Origin of the sequence: Maridesulfovibrio sp., assembly GCF_963678865.1 — a bacterium.
In the GTDB taxonomy this organism is placed as follows: domain Bacteria; phylum Desulfobacterota; class Desulfovibrionia; order Desulfovibrionales; family Desulfovibrionaceae; genus Maridesulfovibrio.
Genome location: NZ_OY787459.1, coordinates 789,536 through 805,249, shown reverse-complemented (window position 1 = coordinate 805,249; position 15,714 = coordinate 789,536). Strand labels below are relative to the sequence as shown.

Here is a 15,714-nt window from a genome sequence, read left to right as displayed (position 1 = left end):
TAGGAGAGTCCAGAGAGCCTTTTTTCAAAAGGGTTCTTTGGTCCCCGAAGGGCTACCGGAGGTATTAAATCATTTCAATAGTCTTGATCAGCATGGAAGTCACGTTCTCGGCATTAGCCTTGAAAATAGCGAGAATGTCATCCCATGTGACTGGTGCTTCGTCGGCTTTCCAGCAATCGTAATCAGTGGACATGGCTACGGCTGCATAAGGAATTCTGGCTTCGTTGGCGAGAATGGCTTCGGGAGCTGTGGACATATTGATGATATCCGCTCCCCATGCGCGAAACATATGTGATTCAGCGCGAGTGGAAAAACGGGGACCTTCGATGGTTACGACTGTGCCTTTGTCGTGAACGGTAACCCCGAGTTCCTTGCATGCTGAGTACATTTTAGTGCGCAGATCCGCATCAAACGGTTCGGCCATGGGAGTGTGGGCCGGAGCATGCGGTTCAAACTTCTCAAAAAAGGTGAGTTCCCGTTTGCGGGTGAAATCAATGAACTGGTCAATGATAACCAGATGCCCCCGGTCGATTTCCTCACGCAGTGACCCTACGGCAGTGGTTGCAAGGATGCAGTCGCAGCCGAGGTCTTTAAGGGCTTGTATATTGGCCCGGTTATTTACATAAGTGGGCGGGATGGTGTGTTCGCGTCCGTGGCGTCCTATAATGTGAACCTCTTTTCCGGCTATGGTTCCGGACTTTACGGGAGAACTCGGTGTGCCCCATTTGTTGGAAACATCCGAATCCTTAGCATCTTTCAGAATATCAGGATTATCCAGACCGCTGCCGCCGATGATGCCGATTATTGCCATGGGTTTTATCCTTGTCTGCGAATGTAAAAAAGAAAAACTCCTGCTGCGATCAGTGATCTGCGGCAGGAGTTCTGACTTATCTTGATTAGAGCTGGATCAGGCTGCTGGTATCAATGCCGTTGAGTTTGCTTTTCCCGTCAAGGAAGCTCAACTCGGCAATGAAGCCCATGGCGGAAACTGTTCCGCCGGCTTTTTCCACCAGTTTGACCATCCCTTCTGCTGTTCCGCCCGTGGCGAGAACATCGTCGATGAGCAGGACTTTTTCGTCCTTGGCAACTGCATCTATGTGCATGCTCAGGTTGTCTGTCCCGTATTCAAGATCGTAGCTTACGGAGATTGTCTCATAAGGCAGTTTGCCGGGCTTACGGATAGGCACAAACCCGATGCCGAGCTTACTGGCAAGAGGTGCTCCGAAGATGAAACCGCGTGCTTCTGCTGCAGCGATTTTATCAACTTTGTAATCGGCAAAACGTTCTGCCAACTTGTCGATAGTATATTGAAAAGCTTTAGGCTCAGCCAAAAGCGGGGTAATATCAAAGTATACGATTCCTTCCTTGGGGAAGTCGGGTACGTCGCGTATATAATCCCTCAGGTTCATGAATTTCCTCCATCGGTTATTTAAAAAATTTGCTTATGTATTTTTGTACACTTTGTCAAAGGTGGAGGATTCAGTAGTTACCTGTTTATGAGATTAAAAACGTACTTCGCACAACATTCCCTTGGGTACTTCTGTTAATGAGCTGTCAATTGATTGAGCAGGGGTTCCGCCTCCAACTCCACCTGAGCTTTCCGCTCCTTTCCTTTTGTTGAGGATGTCCAAGAGCATTCCTTGATATTGTTGCAGTTCCTGCTCTTTCATCTCTATTGCTTTTTTATTTTGTTCAGGATTCTGTCTTAATTCTTTGAGCTCTTTTTCCAGTTGTTTGATTTTTTTTCTTATCATTTCCTCTGTATCGTTCTCTTTAGAAACCTCACTGGCGACTTCTTTGGCTGATTTTTCATTGACCTCATTTGATTTTTTGAGGCCTTCTGCTGATATATTTACCGAGTCCCCGTCCCCGGTTTTGATTTTAAGTGTTGATTTATCAGGAGCTGTAGTGTCCTCCTCGGTTTTGATTGGGGTCATTTTGAAAGTTGAGTTATCAATTTGGTCTGCCGTCATTGTTCCAACTTTTAGATCGAATCCCATAATTACCTCTCTTGGCGTGGGTGGTCATGTTATTAATATCGACTAAAAGTGTAACATCTTTATATTGACTTAAGGTTTTTTTGCGATAGGTAGATTTTAAAAATAAAAACCCCACCAAGAACTTGTCTGGATGGGGTGCTAAAAATATTTAAAATACTGTCTATGTCAGGGAGTTGCCCATGCCTTCAGCGCGGGTTCCACCCTTGGAGCTGGTGCCGGATGCTTTGTTCTGTTGCTCTTGCAGCTCAACGATCTGGCCTTGCAGCTGCATCAATTCATTCTGCTTGGCGGAAATCTGGTCTTTGTTCTTTTCCGGGTCCTTTTGCAGTTCTTCTATCTCTTCCTTGACTTTTTCAATCTGTTCTTTGACCTTCTCGATCTGTTGATCAATGTTTGAGCTTGGGTCGGAACTGCTGTCGGTTGATTCCGAAGACTGAGATCCTGCCTGCATGGCAGCAAGTTTATCTTTGCCCTGTTGGGAAATGGAAATAGTATCCCCGGTTTTGTCTTGGCCCATGGTCAGTCTTGTCTTTTCATTTTCCGTTTCTTGCAACGCATTGGTCTGTGCGGTTGAAACTGCGTATGATTGTTGCGCGTCGGCGCCGATACGAAAGTTAAAACTCATATAAATAACCTCTTTTTCAGGTGTTATAATCAATTGTATCATATGGTTCGGTAGTTTTTGAGGAAACTTTAGGGCTTTTAGGGATATAGGCCTGCAGAAATAAGGCCGTTGACAGGAAGTCCGGGCAACCTCAGACTTGCCTGATACACCATTCAGAAGCTAAGGTCGTTTTTTTTAAAATATAAGTGGAGTTTTTTGTGCAGACAAGACACAGAGCTAAGAAAAGCCTTGGGCAGAATTTTTTGCAAGATGCCAATATAGCACGTAAAATTGTAGATAGCCTCAAGATTACAGAGAAAGATTCAATTATTGAGATTGGTCCGGGGCAGGGTGCTTTGACAAAATTTATTCTTGAAGCAGGTCCTGAAAGTCTTACCTTGATTGAAAAAGACCGCGATCTCGCTCCGGCATTGGAGGAGGATTATCCGCAAGCATCGGTTGAGCTTGAGGACGCCTTGAAATTTGATTGGGCCGGGCTTGATCCTGAAAAAAACTGGAAGATTGTTGGGAATCTGCCATACAATGTGGCATCTAAAATCATGTGGGATATTGCGGCACAATGCAGTGCAGTTTGTGTCTTCATGGTTCAGCATGAAGTTGCGGAGCGCATCACTGCAGGTCCGGGGTCGAAAAAATATGGAGCAATCAGTGTCTGGGTGCAGAGTTTCTGCAAAACGGATTACCTTTTCAAGGTTCCTCCCACGGTTTTTAAGCCGAAACCCAAGGTCGACTCGGCTGTAATAAAATTTTTCCCATTGCCTGAAGAGGAAAAACCCAGTGATATTGAAGGGCTTGCCAAGCTGGTCAAATACTGTTTTCAGTATAGGCGCAAGCAATTGGGTAAGATATTGAAATCATTCATTTCTGACTCTGTGCATGAGTGGGCTGAAGCTGAGGGGGTTACGCTCAAAGATCGCCCTGAAGCCTTGTCACCACTGCAATTTCAGAGTCTCTATAAATGCGTTAAAAACGATTTTCCCTCTTGACTTGTTGGCTAAAATTTTGTTTTAGATTTTCATCAAGGACGTTTGATCTGGCGATTCTGCTTTATTTCCAAGGAAAATGCGGGATAGGGGGCTTGTTTTAAACGTCCGTGGGTGTTAGCAAAACAAATTGCAGAACGGGAATATTTCCGTCGCAAGTATTATGAACCCAACTCTCGCTTTTTAGCGAGGTTAGTGCCAGGCACGATAACGTGCCGCAATAATCATTTTCCGTTTCAAGGAGGAAGGACTGATGACAAAGGCTGAACTGGTGGTTAAAATTGCTGAAAAAGCAGGTATGACCAAAGCTGATGCAGAGCGTTGCCTGAATTATTTTCTGGATACAGTGGAAGAAACTCTCGTGAATGAAGGAAAACTGACTCTTACAGGTTTCGGAACATTTCAGGTTGATGAAAGAAAAGAACGCGTAGGACGTAACCCCCGCACCGGTGAAGAAATCAAGATTCCCGCATGCAAGGTTGTAAAGTTTCGTCCCGGTAAGCTTCTTAAAGACGCTGTAAAGTAGTCAAGGAGATTTGAATTATGTTGCATGGTGAAACTGTTCATAGTCCTCTTCCGATGGATCTTCCTTGGTGGCAGCCCGATCATTTTATTTTCTTCGGCGTCCTTTACGTTGTTCTCGGTATTCTCGGTGCCGGAATGGCTTACTGTGCTGTAAAGGCATGGATGGATTCCAAAAAGGATACCGCTGCTCACTAATTTCACTTTTCAAGTGATTTTTCGTTCAGCATCTGCATATGTAGATGCTGAATTTTTTTTGGAAATATCCTTGACGTTGAGTCGTTTTTAGGGTTAATAAAAATCTCTTCCGCACATTTTTGTGCGAGATTAATTCAGGGGGGTGATTTGATTGCCCGGTGTTTATCTCGAAGATTCTGATAACTTTGAAATAGCTCTTCGCCGCTTTAAGAAGCAGGTTGAAAAGGCTGGAGTTCTTTCTGAACTCAAGAAGCGTCAGCACTATGAAAAGCCCAGCGTACAGCGCAAGAAGAAAAAAGCTGCTGCCCGCAAAAGGCTCATTAAAAAAATGCGCAAAATGTCAATGGGTTAGTATATGAGTCTCATTGAGCAGATTGATAAAGACTACATTGCGGCCTACAAGGCCAAAGATGATGTTAAGAAGACAGTTTTGAGGCATCTCAAGACTGCCATCAAAAATCGCATTGTTGAAGTGAAAGGGGATGCCCTTTCCGACGACGACGTACTTGATCTTGTTGCAAAGCAGATTAAGCAGCGTAAGGACTCGATTGAGCAGTACAATGCTGCCGGTCGTCCGGAGCTGGCCGAAATAGAGGCTGTTGAAGTCGAAGCCCTGTCCGGCTATATGCCGGAGCAGCTTTCTGAAGAGGAAGTTGCCGCTGCCATAGATAAAGCGATTGCCGATCTCGGCGCATCATCCATGCAGGATATGGGCAAGGTGATGAAAGCCATCACTGAAGCTTATAAAGGACAGGTTGACGGAAAGGTCGTCAGCGGCCTTGTTCGCGCCCGTCTCTCCTGATATCAGCTTAAGCTGAATTTTAACGGCAGGCCCCGGAGTTTCTCCGGGGCTGTTTGCCGTTTTTTCTGTATTGGTATCCCGGTTCAGCGGGATGCATGATTAAACACTTTTCTACACTGGAATCCCATGGAGCCAAGATCTCTCCAGCTACTTGAATTTCCGAAAGTTCTGAATGTCCTTTCCGGCCATTGTGTTTCCACATCAGGCGCAGAGGCTTGTCTGGCCCTGTTGCCTATGGATAATGCAGATTCCATCAATTCTACAGCACGATTTTTCAGGCAGGGCCAGAATTTTGTTAGAGAAAGCGGATTCAGGCTCGGCACTTTTCCTCCTTTGGAAGGATTGTTCCAGTACCTGGTCAAGCCCAGCAATGTGCTTGATGCGGATGCCCTTTATGCTCTGGTTCAGACTCTTGGACAGGCCCGCACTCTCAAGGAAGCTCTTGAGATTGCCGAGAAGCGAGAGTGGGATACAATTCTTGAATTTCTCGAAGGTGTAAGCTGGCCTGAAAAGACTTTTTCCGGTCTCAAGCGCTGCCTTGATCAGGACGGTAACATCAAGGATGAAAGCTCTCCTGAGCTTTACGATATCCGTCAGTCAATCCGGTCCCTGCACCAGCGTTGCTCCAAGAAAGTTCGTGATTTCATCCACGGAGAAGATATTTCCCGTTTTCTGCAGGATGATTTCATGACCATCACTAATGACCGCTATGTTCTGCCGTTGAAAACAAATTTCAAGGGCCGCCTGCAGGGGATTGTTCACGATTATTCCAATACCGGCGAAACCTGTTATTTTGAACCCATGTTCCTCGTGGAATTGAATAACACCATGCAGGAACTCAAGCAGCAGGAAAGAACCGAAGAGCTCAAGATTCTGACTTATCTTACCGGTTTGGTCCGGTCTGAGTATGACCAGTGTGTGGCTGCGTATGGTTTTCTGGTTGATTATGACGTCCTTCAGGCCAAGATCAACTTCGCAGCAGCTGTGAAAGCTGTGGCCGTGGATGTACAGTCAGGTTCCGGTTTTGATCTTAAGGGTGCTCGTCATCCTTTGCTTGCTGCTGTTGAAGGCGGGGTTCATCCTCTCGATATCGAGTTGCCCACAGAACAGAAAGTACTCATTATCAGCGGTGGTAACGCCGGCGGTAAGACTGTCTGCCTGAAGACTGTGGGGCTCCTTTCCGCCATGGCTTTCAGCGGAATTCCTGTCCCGGTGGAAAAAGGTTCCGTGCTGCCGCTGTTCAAAGAAATTTTTGTCATCATGGGTGACGAGCAATCTCTTGAGGATAACGTAAGTACTTTTTCAGCCCAGATTCAGTCTATCAGCCGTATTTGGGAAGCAATGGATTCTTCAACTCTGTTTATTCTTGATGAATTCGGTTCAGGTACTGATCCGGCACAGGGTGCGGCCCTTGCGCAGGCTGTGGTGGACGGACTGCTGGAAAACGGGGTGACTTGTTTCGCGGCAACGCATTTTCCGGCGCTTAAGACTTACGCTCTTGTGACTGAAGGTGTTCGTGCAGCCAGTGTGCTTTTTGATCCTTCTACCAAGAAGCCGCTTTTTTCAATTGCATACGATCAGGTCGGGGCTTCCATTGCCTTGGATGTTGCCAGAGAGCACGGCTTTCCTGAGTCTTTGCTGGCTAAGGCTGAGCAATACCTGCTCATGGAAGGTTCCGATTCCGGTTCAGTTATGAACAGGCTCAACGAACTTGCGGTCACTCGCGAGAAAGAGCTTGAAGAAATGGATCGCATCAAGGCCAAGTTGGAGTCCAAACGCGCCAAGCTGGAAGAAAAATTTGAGCGTGAACGCCTTGCTGTGCTTGCGGATGTGAAAAAGCAGGCTCAGAATGTGCTTAAAGAGTGGCAGGACGGGAAGATCGGACGTAAGCAGGCTTTGAAAAAACTTTCTGAGGCCCGTGGCTCCATTGGTGGCGATGAAAAAGCAACGCCTGACGTGAAACCTTTTTCTTTTGAAGATATCAAGGTCGGCAAGCCCATTTTGAATATCAGCTGGGACCGTAAAGGCATTGTTCTGGAAAAAGACGATCGCAAAAAGCGGGTAAAAGTTGATATGGATGGCGTAGCTATGTGGATTCCCGCTGATCAGCTTGGTCCTGTCGGGAAAAAGGCTGTGCAGGAAAAAGTACGTCAGGTTATCGAAAAAGATGACACAAAAGCACCTAAAGGTGAAATGACCCTTAAGGTTGACCTGCGTGGAAAACGGGCAGATGTGGCTATCAGCGAGCTGGCTCGTTTCTTTGATCAGGCTTTATTACGCGGGGCTACCGAGCTTGAAATTGTTCATGGTCGCGGGACTGGTGCTTTGCGCCGTGAAGTGCATATCTTTCTTGACGGTAACCCTGCGGTTGCCGGGTACAGCCTTGCTCCGGAAGATCGGGGCGGCGACGGGATGACTGAGGTCGAATTAGTATAGTGCAAATTATTGCATGCCGTGCTATGGATGTTCTGGCGTAGTGATTATGCATTATTTCAGCTGGTTCGAAATATTTCGACGCTGTTATGGAGGGACCTTTGGATAGAGCTGCCATAGAAGCCATCAAAGATCGCCTTGACATAGTCGATATCGTGCGCAGGTATGTAGAACTGAAACCTGTTTCCGGGCGCTGGATGGGACTTTGTCCTTTTCATAATGAAAAGACAGCTTCTTTCAGTGTTAACGGCGAAGAAGGTTTTTTTTACTGCTTCGGTTGTCAGGCGTCCGGGGATATTTTTGATTTTTATTCCCATATCAACGGGATTGAATTCAAGGATGCTCTTGAGCAGCTTGCTGCAGAAGCCGGGGTGGAGCTCACCCCGGGCAAAGTGGACCCGCAGGCAGCTAAAAGAAGCTCGGAACGTAAAATTTTCATGGATATGCATGAACATGCGGCCAAGTATTTCAGCCGTATGCTCAAGCTTCCGGAAGGGCGTGAAGCCCGAAAATATCTCGAAGGCAGGGGGATGGATCCCTCTGTGGTTGAATCTTTCGGTCTGGGGTGTAGTACCGATGATTGGCAGGGATTGGAAAAGTTTTTGATTTCCAAGGGTTATACAACCGAACAGGGAGTCAAGGCCGGACTGCTTTCTCAGAACGCCAAAGGGCGGACCTATGATCGGTTTCGTGCAAGGTTGATCTTTCCCATAACAAATTTATCGGGAAGGGTTATTGCTTTTGGCGGAAGAATAATTACTGATGGAGAACCGAAGTATTTAAACAGCAGTGATACTCCCATCTATAAAAAGGGAGAGCACCTGTATGGCCTTTCAACGGCCCGGAACTCTATAGCCCGCACCAAGCAGGCTTTGTTGACCGAAGGTTACATGGATGTAATTTCTCTGCACCAGTTCGGATATACTAATTCATGCGGGGTGCTGGGAACGGCACTTACCCCGGATCAGGTAAAACGGCTCTCGGGGTTTTGTTCAAAAATCAACCTTGTTTTTGACGGTGATGCAGCCGGGCTGAAAGCGGCCCTGCGCAGTACTGAAATGATTCTTACGCAGGGTGTCTCCTGCGGTGTAGTCGTCCTCCCTGATGGTGAGGATGTGGATAGTATCCTTCAGGCCGATGGGGCCGAAGGGTTTCAAGTGTTTCTGGATCAGGCCCGTGACGGTCTGGAATTCAGTCTGGAAACATTGCAGACGGGGGCTTCTCCCCGTGAAGTTATGGAATGGGCGCAGGGGTTCCTGAAGGGGATGGCCAGTGCGTCTTTGCGTGCTTTTTATCTGCCCAAGGTCGCATCCGGCCTGGGGGTGGCTGAAGCGCAGTTAAGGTCGGTTTTTTCCGGTGCCCTCAACGGGCCGGTTCCGCAGCAGCAGAATTCTGTTCTGAGACAGCAACCAAGTGCTGCGACTCCGGTGGGGGGCCAGGTTAAAGATGATAAATATTTCTTGAGGTATGCGGTAAAGCATCCAGAATATGTTGTCGAATTATCGGAAAGGGGAGTAGCTCAGGTCCTGACCTCGCACTGGGGCAAAACACTGTGGTCTAAAATTGTGGCTCACAGCGGGCAGGACATTATCCCGTTACTCGATGATTCTGAAAAAAGATTCTATGCCGGTTGCAGGATGGAGGAAGCTCTGTCCGGCGAAGAACTGGAAGATGAATGGCGACATGTCTGTAAGGTAATTGCCCGGCGGCGGTACGATATGGGCCGAAAAAAGCTCACCGATGCCTTGCGCCGTGCTCAGGCTCAAGGCGATACCGAACGCGTAAACGCGTATCTTAAAGTCCTGAACGACTCTGTATGGAGGGATGATGAGCAACATTAAGGATATTCAGGCGATTAAAACTCTGATTTCTGAGGGTAAGAAACAGGGGTTTCTGACCTTTGAACAGCTGGGTAAGGCTCTGCCTGCCGAGTTCAACAAGGCCGATCAGCTTGACGATGTTATCAAGATTTTCGACCAGTTGAATATTGCGATCGTCAATACACCCGAAGACGGCAAAAAAATTATGGATGCCGGGGTGGACAATGATGATGAAATTGATCTCACCGAAAGTGAAGAGGAAAGCGTAGATTACGTTTCCCGTTCCACTGATCCTGTCCGCATGTATCTGCGCGAGATGGGGGCTGTGGGCTTACTTGACCGTGAGGGCGAAGTTGTCATCGCCAAGAAAATTGAAAACGGCGAAATGGAAGTTCTTTATGCTCTGGTTGAAATCCCTGTGGCTATCGAAGAACTTATCAGCGTCGGTGAAGATCTTGACGAATCCCGCATCAAGCTGAAGGACGTCGTTAAAACCATTGAGGAAGACGACCCCAGCGAAGATGAGATGAACCAGCGTCAGCGAGTCATCTTCCTTCTTGATGAAGTCAAGAAGCTCTACAATAAAAAGAAAAGTTTGTACGGCAAGCTCGACGACTGCGCCCGTCTCGACAAAAAGGTCGCCAAGCAGCAGAACGAGATTGTCGCCTACAAGCAGGATATTGTCGAAAGACTGCGTGACATCAAGATTGAAAAGACTCTCATTGACCAGATCATTGAGACCGTAGGTGACTACGTAAGGCAGATGCATAACTGCCAGCGTGACCTTTCCGCCTACATTCTCTCCACCGGGAAAACCCAGCAGGAGATCAAGGATCTTTTCAAGCAGATCGATGCTCGTGAAATCAATCCTGTGGCTGCCTCAGATGAATTGGGGCTTACTGTGGACGAGCTTTTTTCCTTTAAGGAAATGATTTCCGGTAAAATGGAGATTCTGGTCCGCCTGCAGGATAAATGTTGTCACAATGTTCATGATCTTGAGGAAGTGCTCTGGCGAATCAAGCACGGTAACCGTAGCGCGATGCGTGCTAAGCAGGAACTTATCCGGGCCAACCTTCGTCTTGTTGTTTCCATTGCCAAAAAATATACCAACCGCGGACTGCAGTTTCTCGACCTGATTCAGGAAGGTAACATAGGTCTGATGAAGGCGGTTGATAAATTCGAATACCAGCGTGGGTATAAGTTTTCCACATACGCCACATGGTGGATCAGGCAGGCCATTACCCGCGCTATTGCGGATCAGGCCCGCACAATCCGTATCCCGGTCCATATGATCGAGACTATCAACAAGCTCATCCGTACCTCCCGTTACCTTGTGCAGGAACTGGGACGCGATCCTTCCCCGGAAGAGATTGCCGAGCGTATGGATTATCCGCTTGAGAAGGTTAAGAAAGTTCTCAAGATCGCCAAGGAACCCATTTCCCTTGAAACACCTATCGGTGATGAAGAGGATTCGAGTCTCGGCGATTTTATTGAAGATAAAAAGGCTGCAGCGCCTGCCGAAGAAGTGGTCAGCACCAAACTAGGTGAACAGATCGCAACCGTTCTTTCAGACTTGACTCCCCGTGAGGAACAGGTTCTGCGTAAGCGGTTCGGTATTGGAGAAAAATCCGACCATACTCTTGAGGAAGTCGGTAAATTGTTTAACGTCACCCGTGAGCGTATCAGGCAGATTGAGGCCAAAGCCCTCAGGAAACTGCGCCACCCTGTTCGGAGTGCATTACTGCGTTCCTACTACGAAAATTAAAATAAGAGAGCGGTACGGATTGTTGTCTGTGCCGCTTTTTTATATGATGGAGAGTCAGCAAACGTCCGGTTCTGTGGGAAGGATCGGACGCGGGGTTCTATTATCCTTGTAAAGGGTGGAATAGTGAGATTCTTGCCCCCGGCTGTCCCTGTATGCCGGAATTAATATTTCCGGTCGAAACGCTTTAAGACTTGAGGATAAATATCTGATGGACAATTCTACTGTTTTGTTTCTTGTACCTGTTATCGCACTTGTCCTTGATCTCGTTTTAGGAGATCCCAAGTGGTTCCCCCATCCCGTACGGTATATCGGAATGGCTTTGGACAAGTATAAAAACTGGGTTTATTCCACCGGCATGTCCCGTAAAATTATGGGCGGCTTGGGTGTACTGGTTTTCGCAATAGTGGTCTGGGGCGTACTCAAGATTTTTCTGGCAATCCCCTTTATCGGTGTGTTGATTGCCCTGTACCTTGCTTACGCAGGTCTGGCCCTCGGTTCCCTGCTTGAAGAGCATAAGAATGCAGCCTCCCTTCTGGATAGCGGCAAAATTGAAGACGCTCGTTCTGCAATTGCAGAACTTGTCAGTCGTGATGTTTCCGATCTGGACGAAAACGGTCTGCGTAAAGCTCTTGCAGAATCTACCAGCGAAAACCTGACTGACGGCTTCGTTGCTCCTTTCTTTTATCTTGTCGTAACCGGCCCTGCGGGCATGTGGGTTTACAAGACTATCTCCACCATGGATTCCATGTGGGGCTACAAAAATGAAGAATACAAGGATTTCGGGTGCTATGCAGCAAAAGCTGACGATATTCTTGCTTTCATCCCCGCACGCATAACCGGATTCATGATGCTTGCTGCTGGTCGTATCATGAAGTTCGACTGGGAATCAGCTTATGATAACCTGATCGATGATGCCAACAAGACCGAAAGCCCCAACGCCGGTTGGTCCATGGCTCCCGCAGCATGGCTGCTCGGTGCTTCCATGGGCGGCAAGGCTGTTTATTTCGGTGAAGAAAAAGAAAAGCCTGTCATCGGTCCCGAGGCTGGTGAATGGACTTCCCTGAAGCTGAAGAGACTCGGTTCTCTGGTTATGACCACCGCAATCTTTACTGCCGTACTGCTCGACATTTACTTTGTAATGGTCTGGGCTTCTCAGGTAGTACACTAAAATTAATCAGCTATAATGCTGACAACGAACCGGAATTCCGTGCATACGGGATTCCGGTTTTTTCATGTTAATAAAAAAGGAGATTTGAAATAATTCAAATCTCCTTTTTCGTAAATATTACATGCCGTTCCGGGGTTTGTTGATCAAAACCATTAAAATGTTTTGAAGGTATAGGTCTGGGGAAGGGAAGCTCTTTTAAAAGGTTCCCTTCCCCAGACGCCGGATGCATTTTTATTTTTTCCCGAGTTCCACACTCCGCTCATAGCTTTTGCGTACCGCATCAATGATGTTTGCGCGGGTAGCAGTGCGGTCCAGATGTACAAGGGCTTTGACGGTTGTTCCTCCGGGGGAGGTGACCATTTCACGTAACTGGCTGACATGGAATTTACTTTCCTGCGCCAGTTTGGTGGAACCTTCGAACAACTTTTGGACCATAGCTGTGGCCTGCTCGCGGGGTAATCCCAGCTCAACCGCGGATTCGATCATGGCTTCAATGAAATAGAAGACATAGGCCGGTCCGGATCCGATAACACCGGTAAAAGTGTCGAACTGGTTTTCCGCCAGCACGTAGACATCTCCAAGAGGGGTGAACATCTCGCGAGTGAAGTTTGCCTGTTCTTCGCTGAGGTGGCTGTCATCAATGCAGACTGCAAACACACCCGCATTTACCAGAGCGGGAGTGTTGGGCATTACCCTGACAACAGGACAGCGGTTTTCGCAGGATTCTTTGAGCTTCTGTACGGTCAGGCCTGCGGCAATGGAGATAATGCATTTGGACTCGTTGAGTTCAGGAGCTATTTCTTCCAGAACAGCGGGAGCGTGCTGTGGTTTGACCGCCAGCACGATGAAGTCGGATTCCCTGGCAAGGTCACGGGGAGTCTCACATTGAATGAGCCCGGTCTCTTCGGCTAGGGCGTTAAGTGCCGTTTTGTTAAGGTCGGAACCTAGCAGGTTGATGCTGTCGTTGCCAGCCAATCCTCTGATTATGGCGGCGCCCATATTGCCTGTGCCGATAAATCCAACTTTTGTAGTCATTTTAGTTTACCATTTCGAGGTTGCTGAAGAAGTAAGGTACTTCGATGGCTGCGGTTTCAGGAGCATCGGAGCCATGGCAAGCATTAGCTTCGATTCCAGCGCCGAAAGCCTTGCGGATGGTGCCTTCTGCTGCTTCATTGGGGTTAGTGGCGCCCATGAGGTCACGGTAACGTTTGATAGCGTCTTCGCCTTCAAGAACGGAAACCACACAGGGACCGGAAATCATGAACTCGACCAGTTCGCCGAAGAAGGGACGCTCTTTGTGAACAGCGTAGAAACCTTCAGCCTGTGTCTGAGTCATGTGGATCATCTTGGTTGCCTTGATCTTAAGACCTGCATCGGAGATCATTTTCAGGATGTCGCCGATTTTGCCGGCTTTAACTGCATCAGGTTTGATGATGGAAAAAGTAAGTTCGCTCATTGTTTAAGTCCTCCAAGTGTATTCTTTTTTGCGGATTTTCGCATTACTCAGGTTTAACCCTGAACGGGAAGTTTATGTAGCCGCAATCAGGAAAAAAGCATCCTGTCCGTGGCCACATCCTCGCCTCGAAGGGAGTAGAACCGATCCAGCAGATCTTCTACTTTCAGTCCCTTCTTTTCCTTCCCGGAAATATCCAGAATTATCATGCCCTGATGGAACATGATTAATCTACCGCCCATGTTGATTGCCTGATTCATGTTATGGGTAACCATAAGCGTGGTCAGGTTGTCACGGCGCACAACGGCGTCGGTTATATCAAGAATTTTGCGTCCTGTCTTGGGGTCAAGTGCGGCTGTATGCTCGTCCAGTAATAATATGTCTGGCCTTGTAATTGTAGCCATGAGCATCGTTAACGCCTGCCTTTGTCCACCGGACAACAATCCAACCTTGTCTTCCAGCCTGTCTTCAAGACCGAGGCCGAGTGTCTCCAGTTGCTCCTTGAACAGTTCTCGGTCACGGGCTTTCACGCCCAGCCCTAACCCTCTACGTTTGCCGCGTTTGAGGGCCAGAGCCATGTTTTGTTCTATGGAAAGTGATCCGCAGGTCCCCAGCAGAGGGTCCTGAAATACGCGTCCCAGATTGGCCGCTCGTTTGTGTTCCGGCCATCTGGTTACGTCTTTGCCCGCGATATGTATGCTACCGCTGCTGAGCATGAAGGTTCCGGCAATGGAATTGAGAAAAGTTGATTTTCCGGCCCCGTTGGAGCCGATGACAGTAATGAATTCTCCAGCATTAACCTGAAGGTCTACACAGCGCAGGGCCTGCACTTCATTTACGCTGTCCGGGTTAAAGGTTTTGGCTGCTTTTTCCACTTTAAGCATTATGCAGCCCTCCTTTTGAGCAGTCCTGACTTAATTTGCGGGGAGACCAGTGCCACAACCACCAGTGCGGCGGTGACAAGGTTCAGGTCGCTGGGAGTGAAGGCAAAATCACCGAAACGAACCCCCAGTGCCAGTGCTATGGCGATGCGGTATACCACAGATCCCAGCAGGGCGGAAAGCATGGCCCGTGTTACGTTGGGTTTGCCGAAAAGAGTTTCCCCGATGATGACCGAAGCCAGTCCGGCAATAATGGTTCCGATACCCATGTTCACATCTGCGGCTCCCTGGTTCTGGGCTACCAGAGCGCCGGAAAGCGCCACCATGCCGTTTGAGAGACCTACTCCGAATATGATCATCATATCCCGGTTAACGCCAAGGCTGGTGATCATTTTTGGGTTATCTCCAGTGGCGAGCATTGCCAGCCCGAAGGATGTTTTCAAAAACCAGATCAGGGTCAGCAGAGCCACCCCGGAAATAAGCGCGAAAAGTATAGGGGTGGAATAGTGGGGTGCAAGTCCGCTCAATTCAATGAACTGGTCAATGAGGGTGTCTTCTCCGAGCAGGGTCATGTTCGGCCTGCCCATGATGCGGATATTTATGGAGTAAAGGGAAATCATGGTCAGGATTGAGGCCAGCAGGTGCAGTATCTTGAATTTGGTGTTCAGGATTCCGGTAACCGCTCCGGCAATAAACCCTGCTGCTAGAGCCATCGCCATTCCTATGAGTGGGTGATAGCCGTTGCTGATTGCCACTGCCGAGACCGCAGCTCCTAAGGGCAGGCTTCCGTCCACCGTGAGGTCGGGAAAGTCGAGTACCCGGAACGTGAGATATACACCTAAAACCATCAAACCAAAGGCAGAACCTTGTTCAATGGCCCCCATGAAAGCATAAAGACTAATCATAAATATAAAACCAATTCTTTTAAATAGCGAGATATTTAAAAGGTATAACAGTTGAAAACTAATAAAAGTTTTTGGGATTCTTAAACCTTTTTTACAAAAAGGGTTTAAGGCCACCGGCAGGGCCGCCGAAGGCAAAAGAAAAAGGCGCAGTATGTACTG

At 48.0% G+C, this 15,714-nt stretch carries 17 protein-coding genes; 9 read left to right on the top strand and 8 right to left on the bottom strand.

The genetic code is table 11. From position 1 onward, the window contains the following. Nucleotides 1-64: 64 nt before the first annotated feature. The 4 genes from mtnP to ACKU41_RS03615 all read right to left on the bottom strand — a co-directional run bounded on the left by mtnP (nt 65) and on the right by ACKU41_RS03615 (nt 2,625). Nucleotides 65-811 (bottom strand): S-methyl-5'-thioadenosine phosphorylase, encoded by a 747-nt coding sequence (mtnP, locus tag ACKU41_RS03630; RefSeq protein WP_321404204.1) that lies wholly within the window; start codon nt 809-811, stop codon nt 65-67. 85 nt (nt 812-896) lie between these two features. Next, nucleotides 897-1,409, bottom strand: a complete 513-nt coding sequence (locus ACKU41_RS03625; RefSeq protein WP_319779821.1) for an adenine phosphoribosyltransferase — start codon at nt 1,407-1,409, stop codon at nt 897-899. A gap of 93 nt (nt 1,410-1,502) precedes the next feature. Next, on the bottom strand, nt 1,503-2,000 hold the full coding sequence (locus ACKU41_RS03620; protein WP_321404202.1) for a hypothetical protein: 498 nt from the start codon (nt 1,998-2,000) through the stop codon (nt 1,503-1,505). A 160-nt stretch (nt 2,001-2,160) separates the two neighbouring features. After that, nucleotides 2,161-2,625, bottom strand: a complete 465-nt coding sequence (locus ACKU41_RS03615; protein WP_319779818.1) for a hypothetical protein — start codon at nt 2,623-2,625, stop codon at nt 2,161-2,163. Nucleotides 2,626-2,822: 197 nt separating this feature from the next. Here ACKU41_RS03615 and rsmA point away from each other — a divergent pair, with 197 nt between their 5' ends. From rsmA to cbiB, 9 genes are all read left to right on the top strand, one after another. Beyond that, nucleotides 2,823-3,611: a 16S rRNA (adenine(1518)-N(6)/adenine(1519)-N(6))-dimethyltransferase RsmA gene (gene rsmA, locus ACKU41_RS03610; protein ID WP_321404201.1), complete on the top strand. Its 789-nt coding sequence runs from the start codon at nt 2,823-2,825 to the stop codon at nt 3,609-3,611. Between the two features lie 250 nt (nt 3,612-3,861). Next, a complete protein-coding gene (locus ACKU41_RS03605; protein WP_015336886.1) occupies nt 3,862-4,134 on the top strand; it encodes an HU family DNA-binding protein in 273 nt (90 codons plus the stop codon). Nucleotides 4,135-4,151: 17 nt separating this feature from the next. Beyond that, on the top strand, nt 4,152-4,328 hold the full coding sequence (locus ACKU41_RS03600; protein ID WP_319779815.1) for a hypothetical protein: 177 nt from the start codon (nt 4,152-4,154) through the stop codon (nt 4,326-4,328). A gap of 151 nt (nt 4,329-4,479) precedes the next feature. Further along, nucleotides 4,480-4,680 (top strand): 30S ribosomal protein S21, encoded by a 201-nt coding sequence (gene rpsU, locus ACKU41_RS03595; protein WP_015336888.1) that lies wholly within the window; start codon nt 4,480-4,482, stop codon nt 4,678-4,680. 3 nt (nt 4,681-4,683) lie between these two features. Beyond that, complete coding sequence (locus ACKU41_RS03590; RefSeq protein WP_319779814.1) at nt 4,684-5,130, top strand: GatB/YqeY domain-containing protein; 447 nt, start codon at nt 4,684-4,686, stop codon at nt 5,128-5,130. 126 nt (nt 5,131-5,256) lie between these two features. After that, nucleotides 5,257-7,566 carry an endonuclease MutS2 gene (locus ACKU41_RS03585; RefSeq protein WP_319779812.1) on the top strand — a complete coding sequence of 770 codons (2,310 nt, stop codon included), beginning with the start codon at nt 5,257-5,259 and terminating at the stop codon, nt 7,564-7,566. Nucleotides 7,567-7,664: 98 nt separating this feature from the next. Beyond that, nucleotides 7,665-9,404, top strand: a complete 1,740-nt coding sequence (dnaG, locus tag ACKU41_RS03580; protein ID WP_321404193.1) for a DNA primase — start codon at nt 7,665-7,667, stop codon at nt 9,402-9,404. Continuing rightward, on the top strand, nt 9,391-11,148 hold the full coding sequence (rpoD, locus tag ACKU41_RS03575) for an RNA polymerase sigma factor RpoD (protein WP_319779810.1): 1,758 nt from the start codon (nt 9,391-9,393) through the stop codon (nt 11,146-11,148). Before dnaG ends, rpoD begins: the two co-directional genes overlap by 14 nt. 208 nt (nt 11,149-11,356) lie before the next feature. Continuing rightward, nucleotides 11,357-12,316, top strand: coding sequence for an adenosylcobinamide-phosphate synthase CbiB (cbiB, locus tag ACKU41_RS03570; RefSeq protein ID WP_321404192.1), 960 nt, complete (start codon nt 11,357-11,359; stop codon nt 12,314-12,316). Between the two features lie 231 nt (nt 12,317-12,547). Here the strand turns inward: cbiB and proC are convergent, their stop codons facing one another. From proC to ACKU41_RS03550, 4 genes are all read right to left on the bottom strand, one after another. Then, complete coding sequence (proC, locus tag ACKU41_RS03565; RefSeq protein WP_319779808.1) at nt 12,548-13,351, bottom strand: pyrroline-5-carboxylate reductase; 804 nt, start codon at nt 13,349-13,351, stop codon at nt 12,548-12,550. 1 nt (nt 13,352) lies between these two features. Further along, nucleotides 13,353-13,772 (bottom strand): nucleoside-diphosphate kinase, encoded by a 420-nt coding sequence (ndk, locus tag ACKU41_RS03560; protein WP_319779806.1) that lies wholly within the window; start codon nt 13,770-13,772, stop codon nt 13,353-13,355. Between the two features lie 86 nt (nt 13,773-13,858). Next, nucleotides 13,859-14,653 (bottom strand): ATP-binding cassette domain-containing protein, encoded by a 795-nt coding sequence (locus ACKU41_RS03555; protein WP_321404190.1) that lies wholly within the window; start codon nt 14,651-14,653, stop codon nt 13,859-13,861. Further along, entirely contained in the window at nt 14,653-15,555 is a 903-nt protein-coding gene (locus tag ACKU41_RS03550) for an ABC transporter permease subunit (protein ID WP_319779803.1), read from the bottom strand. The genes ACKU41_RS03555 and ACKU41_RS03550 overlap by 1 nt, the downstream gene beginning before the upstream one ends. Nucleotides 15,556-15,714: the final 159 nt, after the last annotated feature.

Excerpts from the sequence above, each read along its gene's own strand:
- mtnP (WP_321404204.1), bottom strand. The coding sequence starts at position 811 with ATGGCAATAATCGGCATCATCGGCGGCAGCGGTCTGGATAATCCTGAT.
- ACKU41_RS03625 (WP_319779821.1), bottom strand. The coding sequence starts at position 1,409 with ATGAACCTGAGGGATTATATACGCGACGTACCCGACTTCCCCAAGGAA.
- ACKU41_RS03620 (WP_321404202.1), bottom strand. The coding sequence starts at position 2,000 with ATGGGATTCGATCTAAAAGTTGGAACAATGACGGCAGACCAAATTGAT.
- ACKU41_RS03615 (WP_319779818.1), bottom strand. The coding sequence starts at position 2,625 with ATGAGTTTTAACTTTCGTATCGGCGCCGACGCGCAACAATCATACGCA.
- ACKU41_RS03605 (WP_015336886.1), top strand. The coding sequence starts at position 3,862 with ATGACAAAGGCTGAACTGGTGGTTAAAATTGCTGAAAAAGCAGGTATG.
- ACKU41_RS03600 (WP_319779815.1), top strand. The coding sequence starts at position 4,152 with ATGTTGCATGGTGAAACTGTTCATAGTCCTCTTCCGATGGATCTTCCT.
- ACKU41_RS03590 (WP_319779814.1), top strand. The coding sequence starts at position 4,684 with ATGAGTCTCATTGAGCAGATTGATAAAGACTACATTGCGGCCTACAAG.
- ACKU41_RS03585 (WP_319779812.1), top strand. The coding sequence starts at position 5,257 with ATGGAGCCAAGATCTCTCCAGCTACTTGAATTTCCGAAAGTTCTGAAT.
- rpoD (WP_319779810.1), top strand. The coding sequence starts at position 9,391 with ATGAGCAACATTAAGGATATTCAGGCGATTAAAACTCTGATTTCTGAG.
- cbiB (WP_321404192.1), top strand. The coding sequence starts at position 11,357 with ATGGACAATTCTACTGTTTTGTTTCTTGTACCTGTTATCGCACTTGTC.
- proC (WP_319779808.1), bottom strand. The coding sequence starts at position 13,351 with ATGACTACAAAAGTTGGATTTATCGGCACAGGCAATATGGGCGCCGCC.
- ndk (WP_319779806.1), bottom strand. The coding sequence starts at position 13,772 with ATGAGCGAACTTACTTTTTCCATCATCAAACCTGATGCAGTTAAAGCC.
- ACKU41_RS03555 (WP_321404190.1), bottom strand. The coding sequence starts at position 14,653 with ATGCTTAAAGTGGAAAAAGCAGCCAAAACCTTTAACCCGGACAGCGTA.
- ACKU41_RS03550 (WP_319779803.1), bottom strand. The coding sequence starts at position 15,555 with ATGATTAGTCTTTATGCTTTCATGGGGGCCATTGAACAAGGTTCTGCC.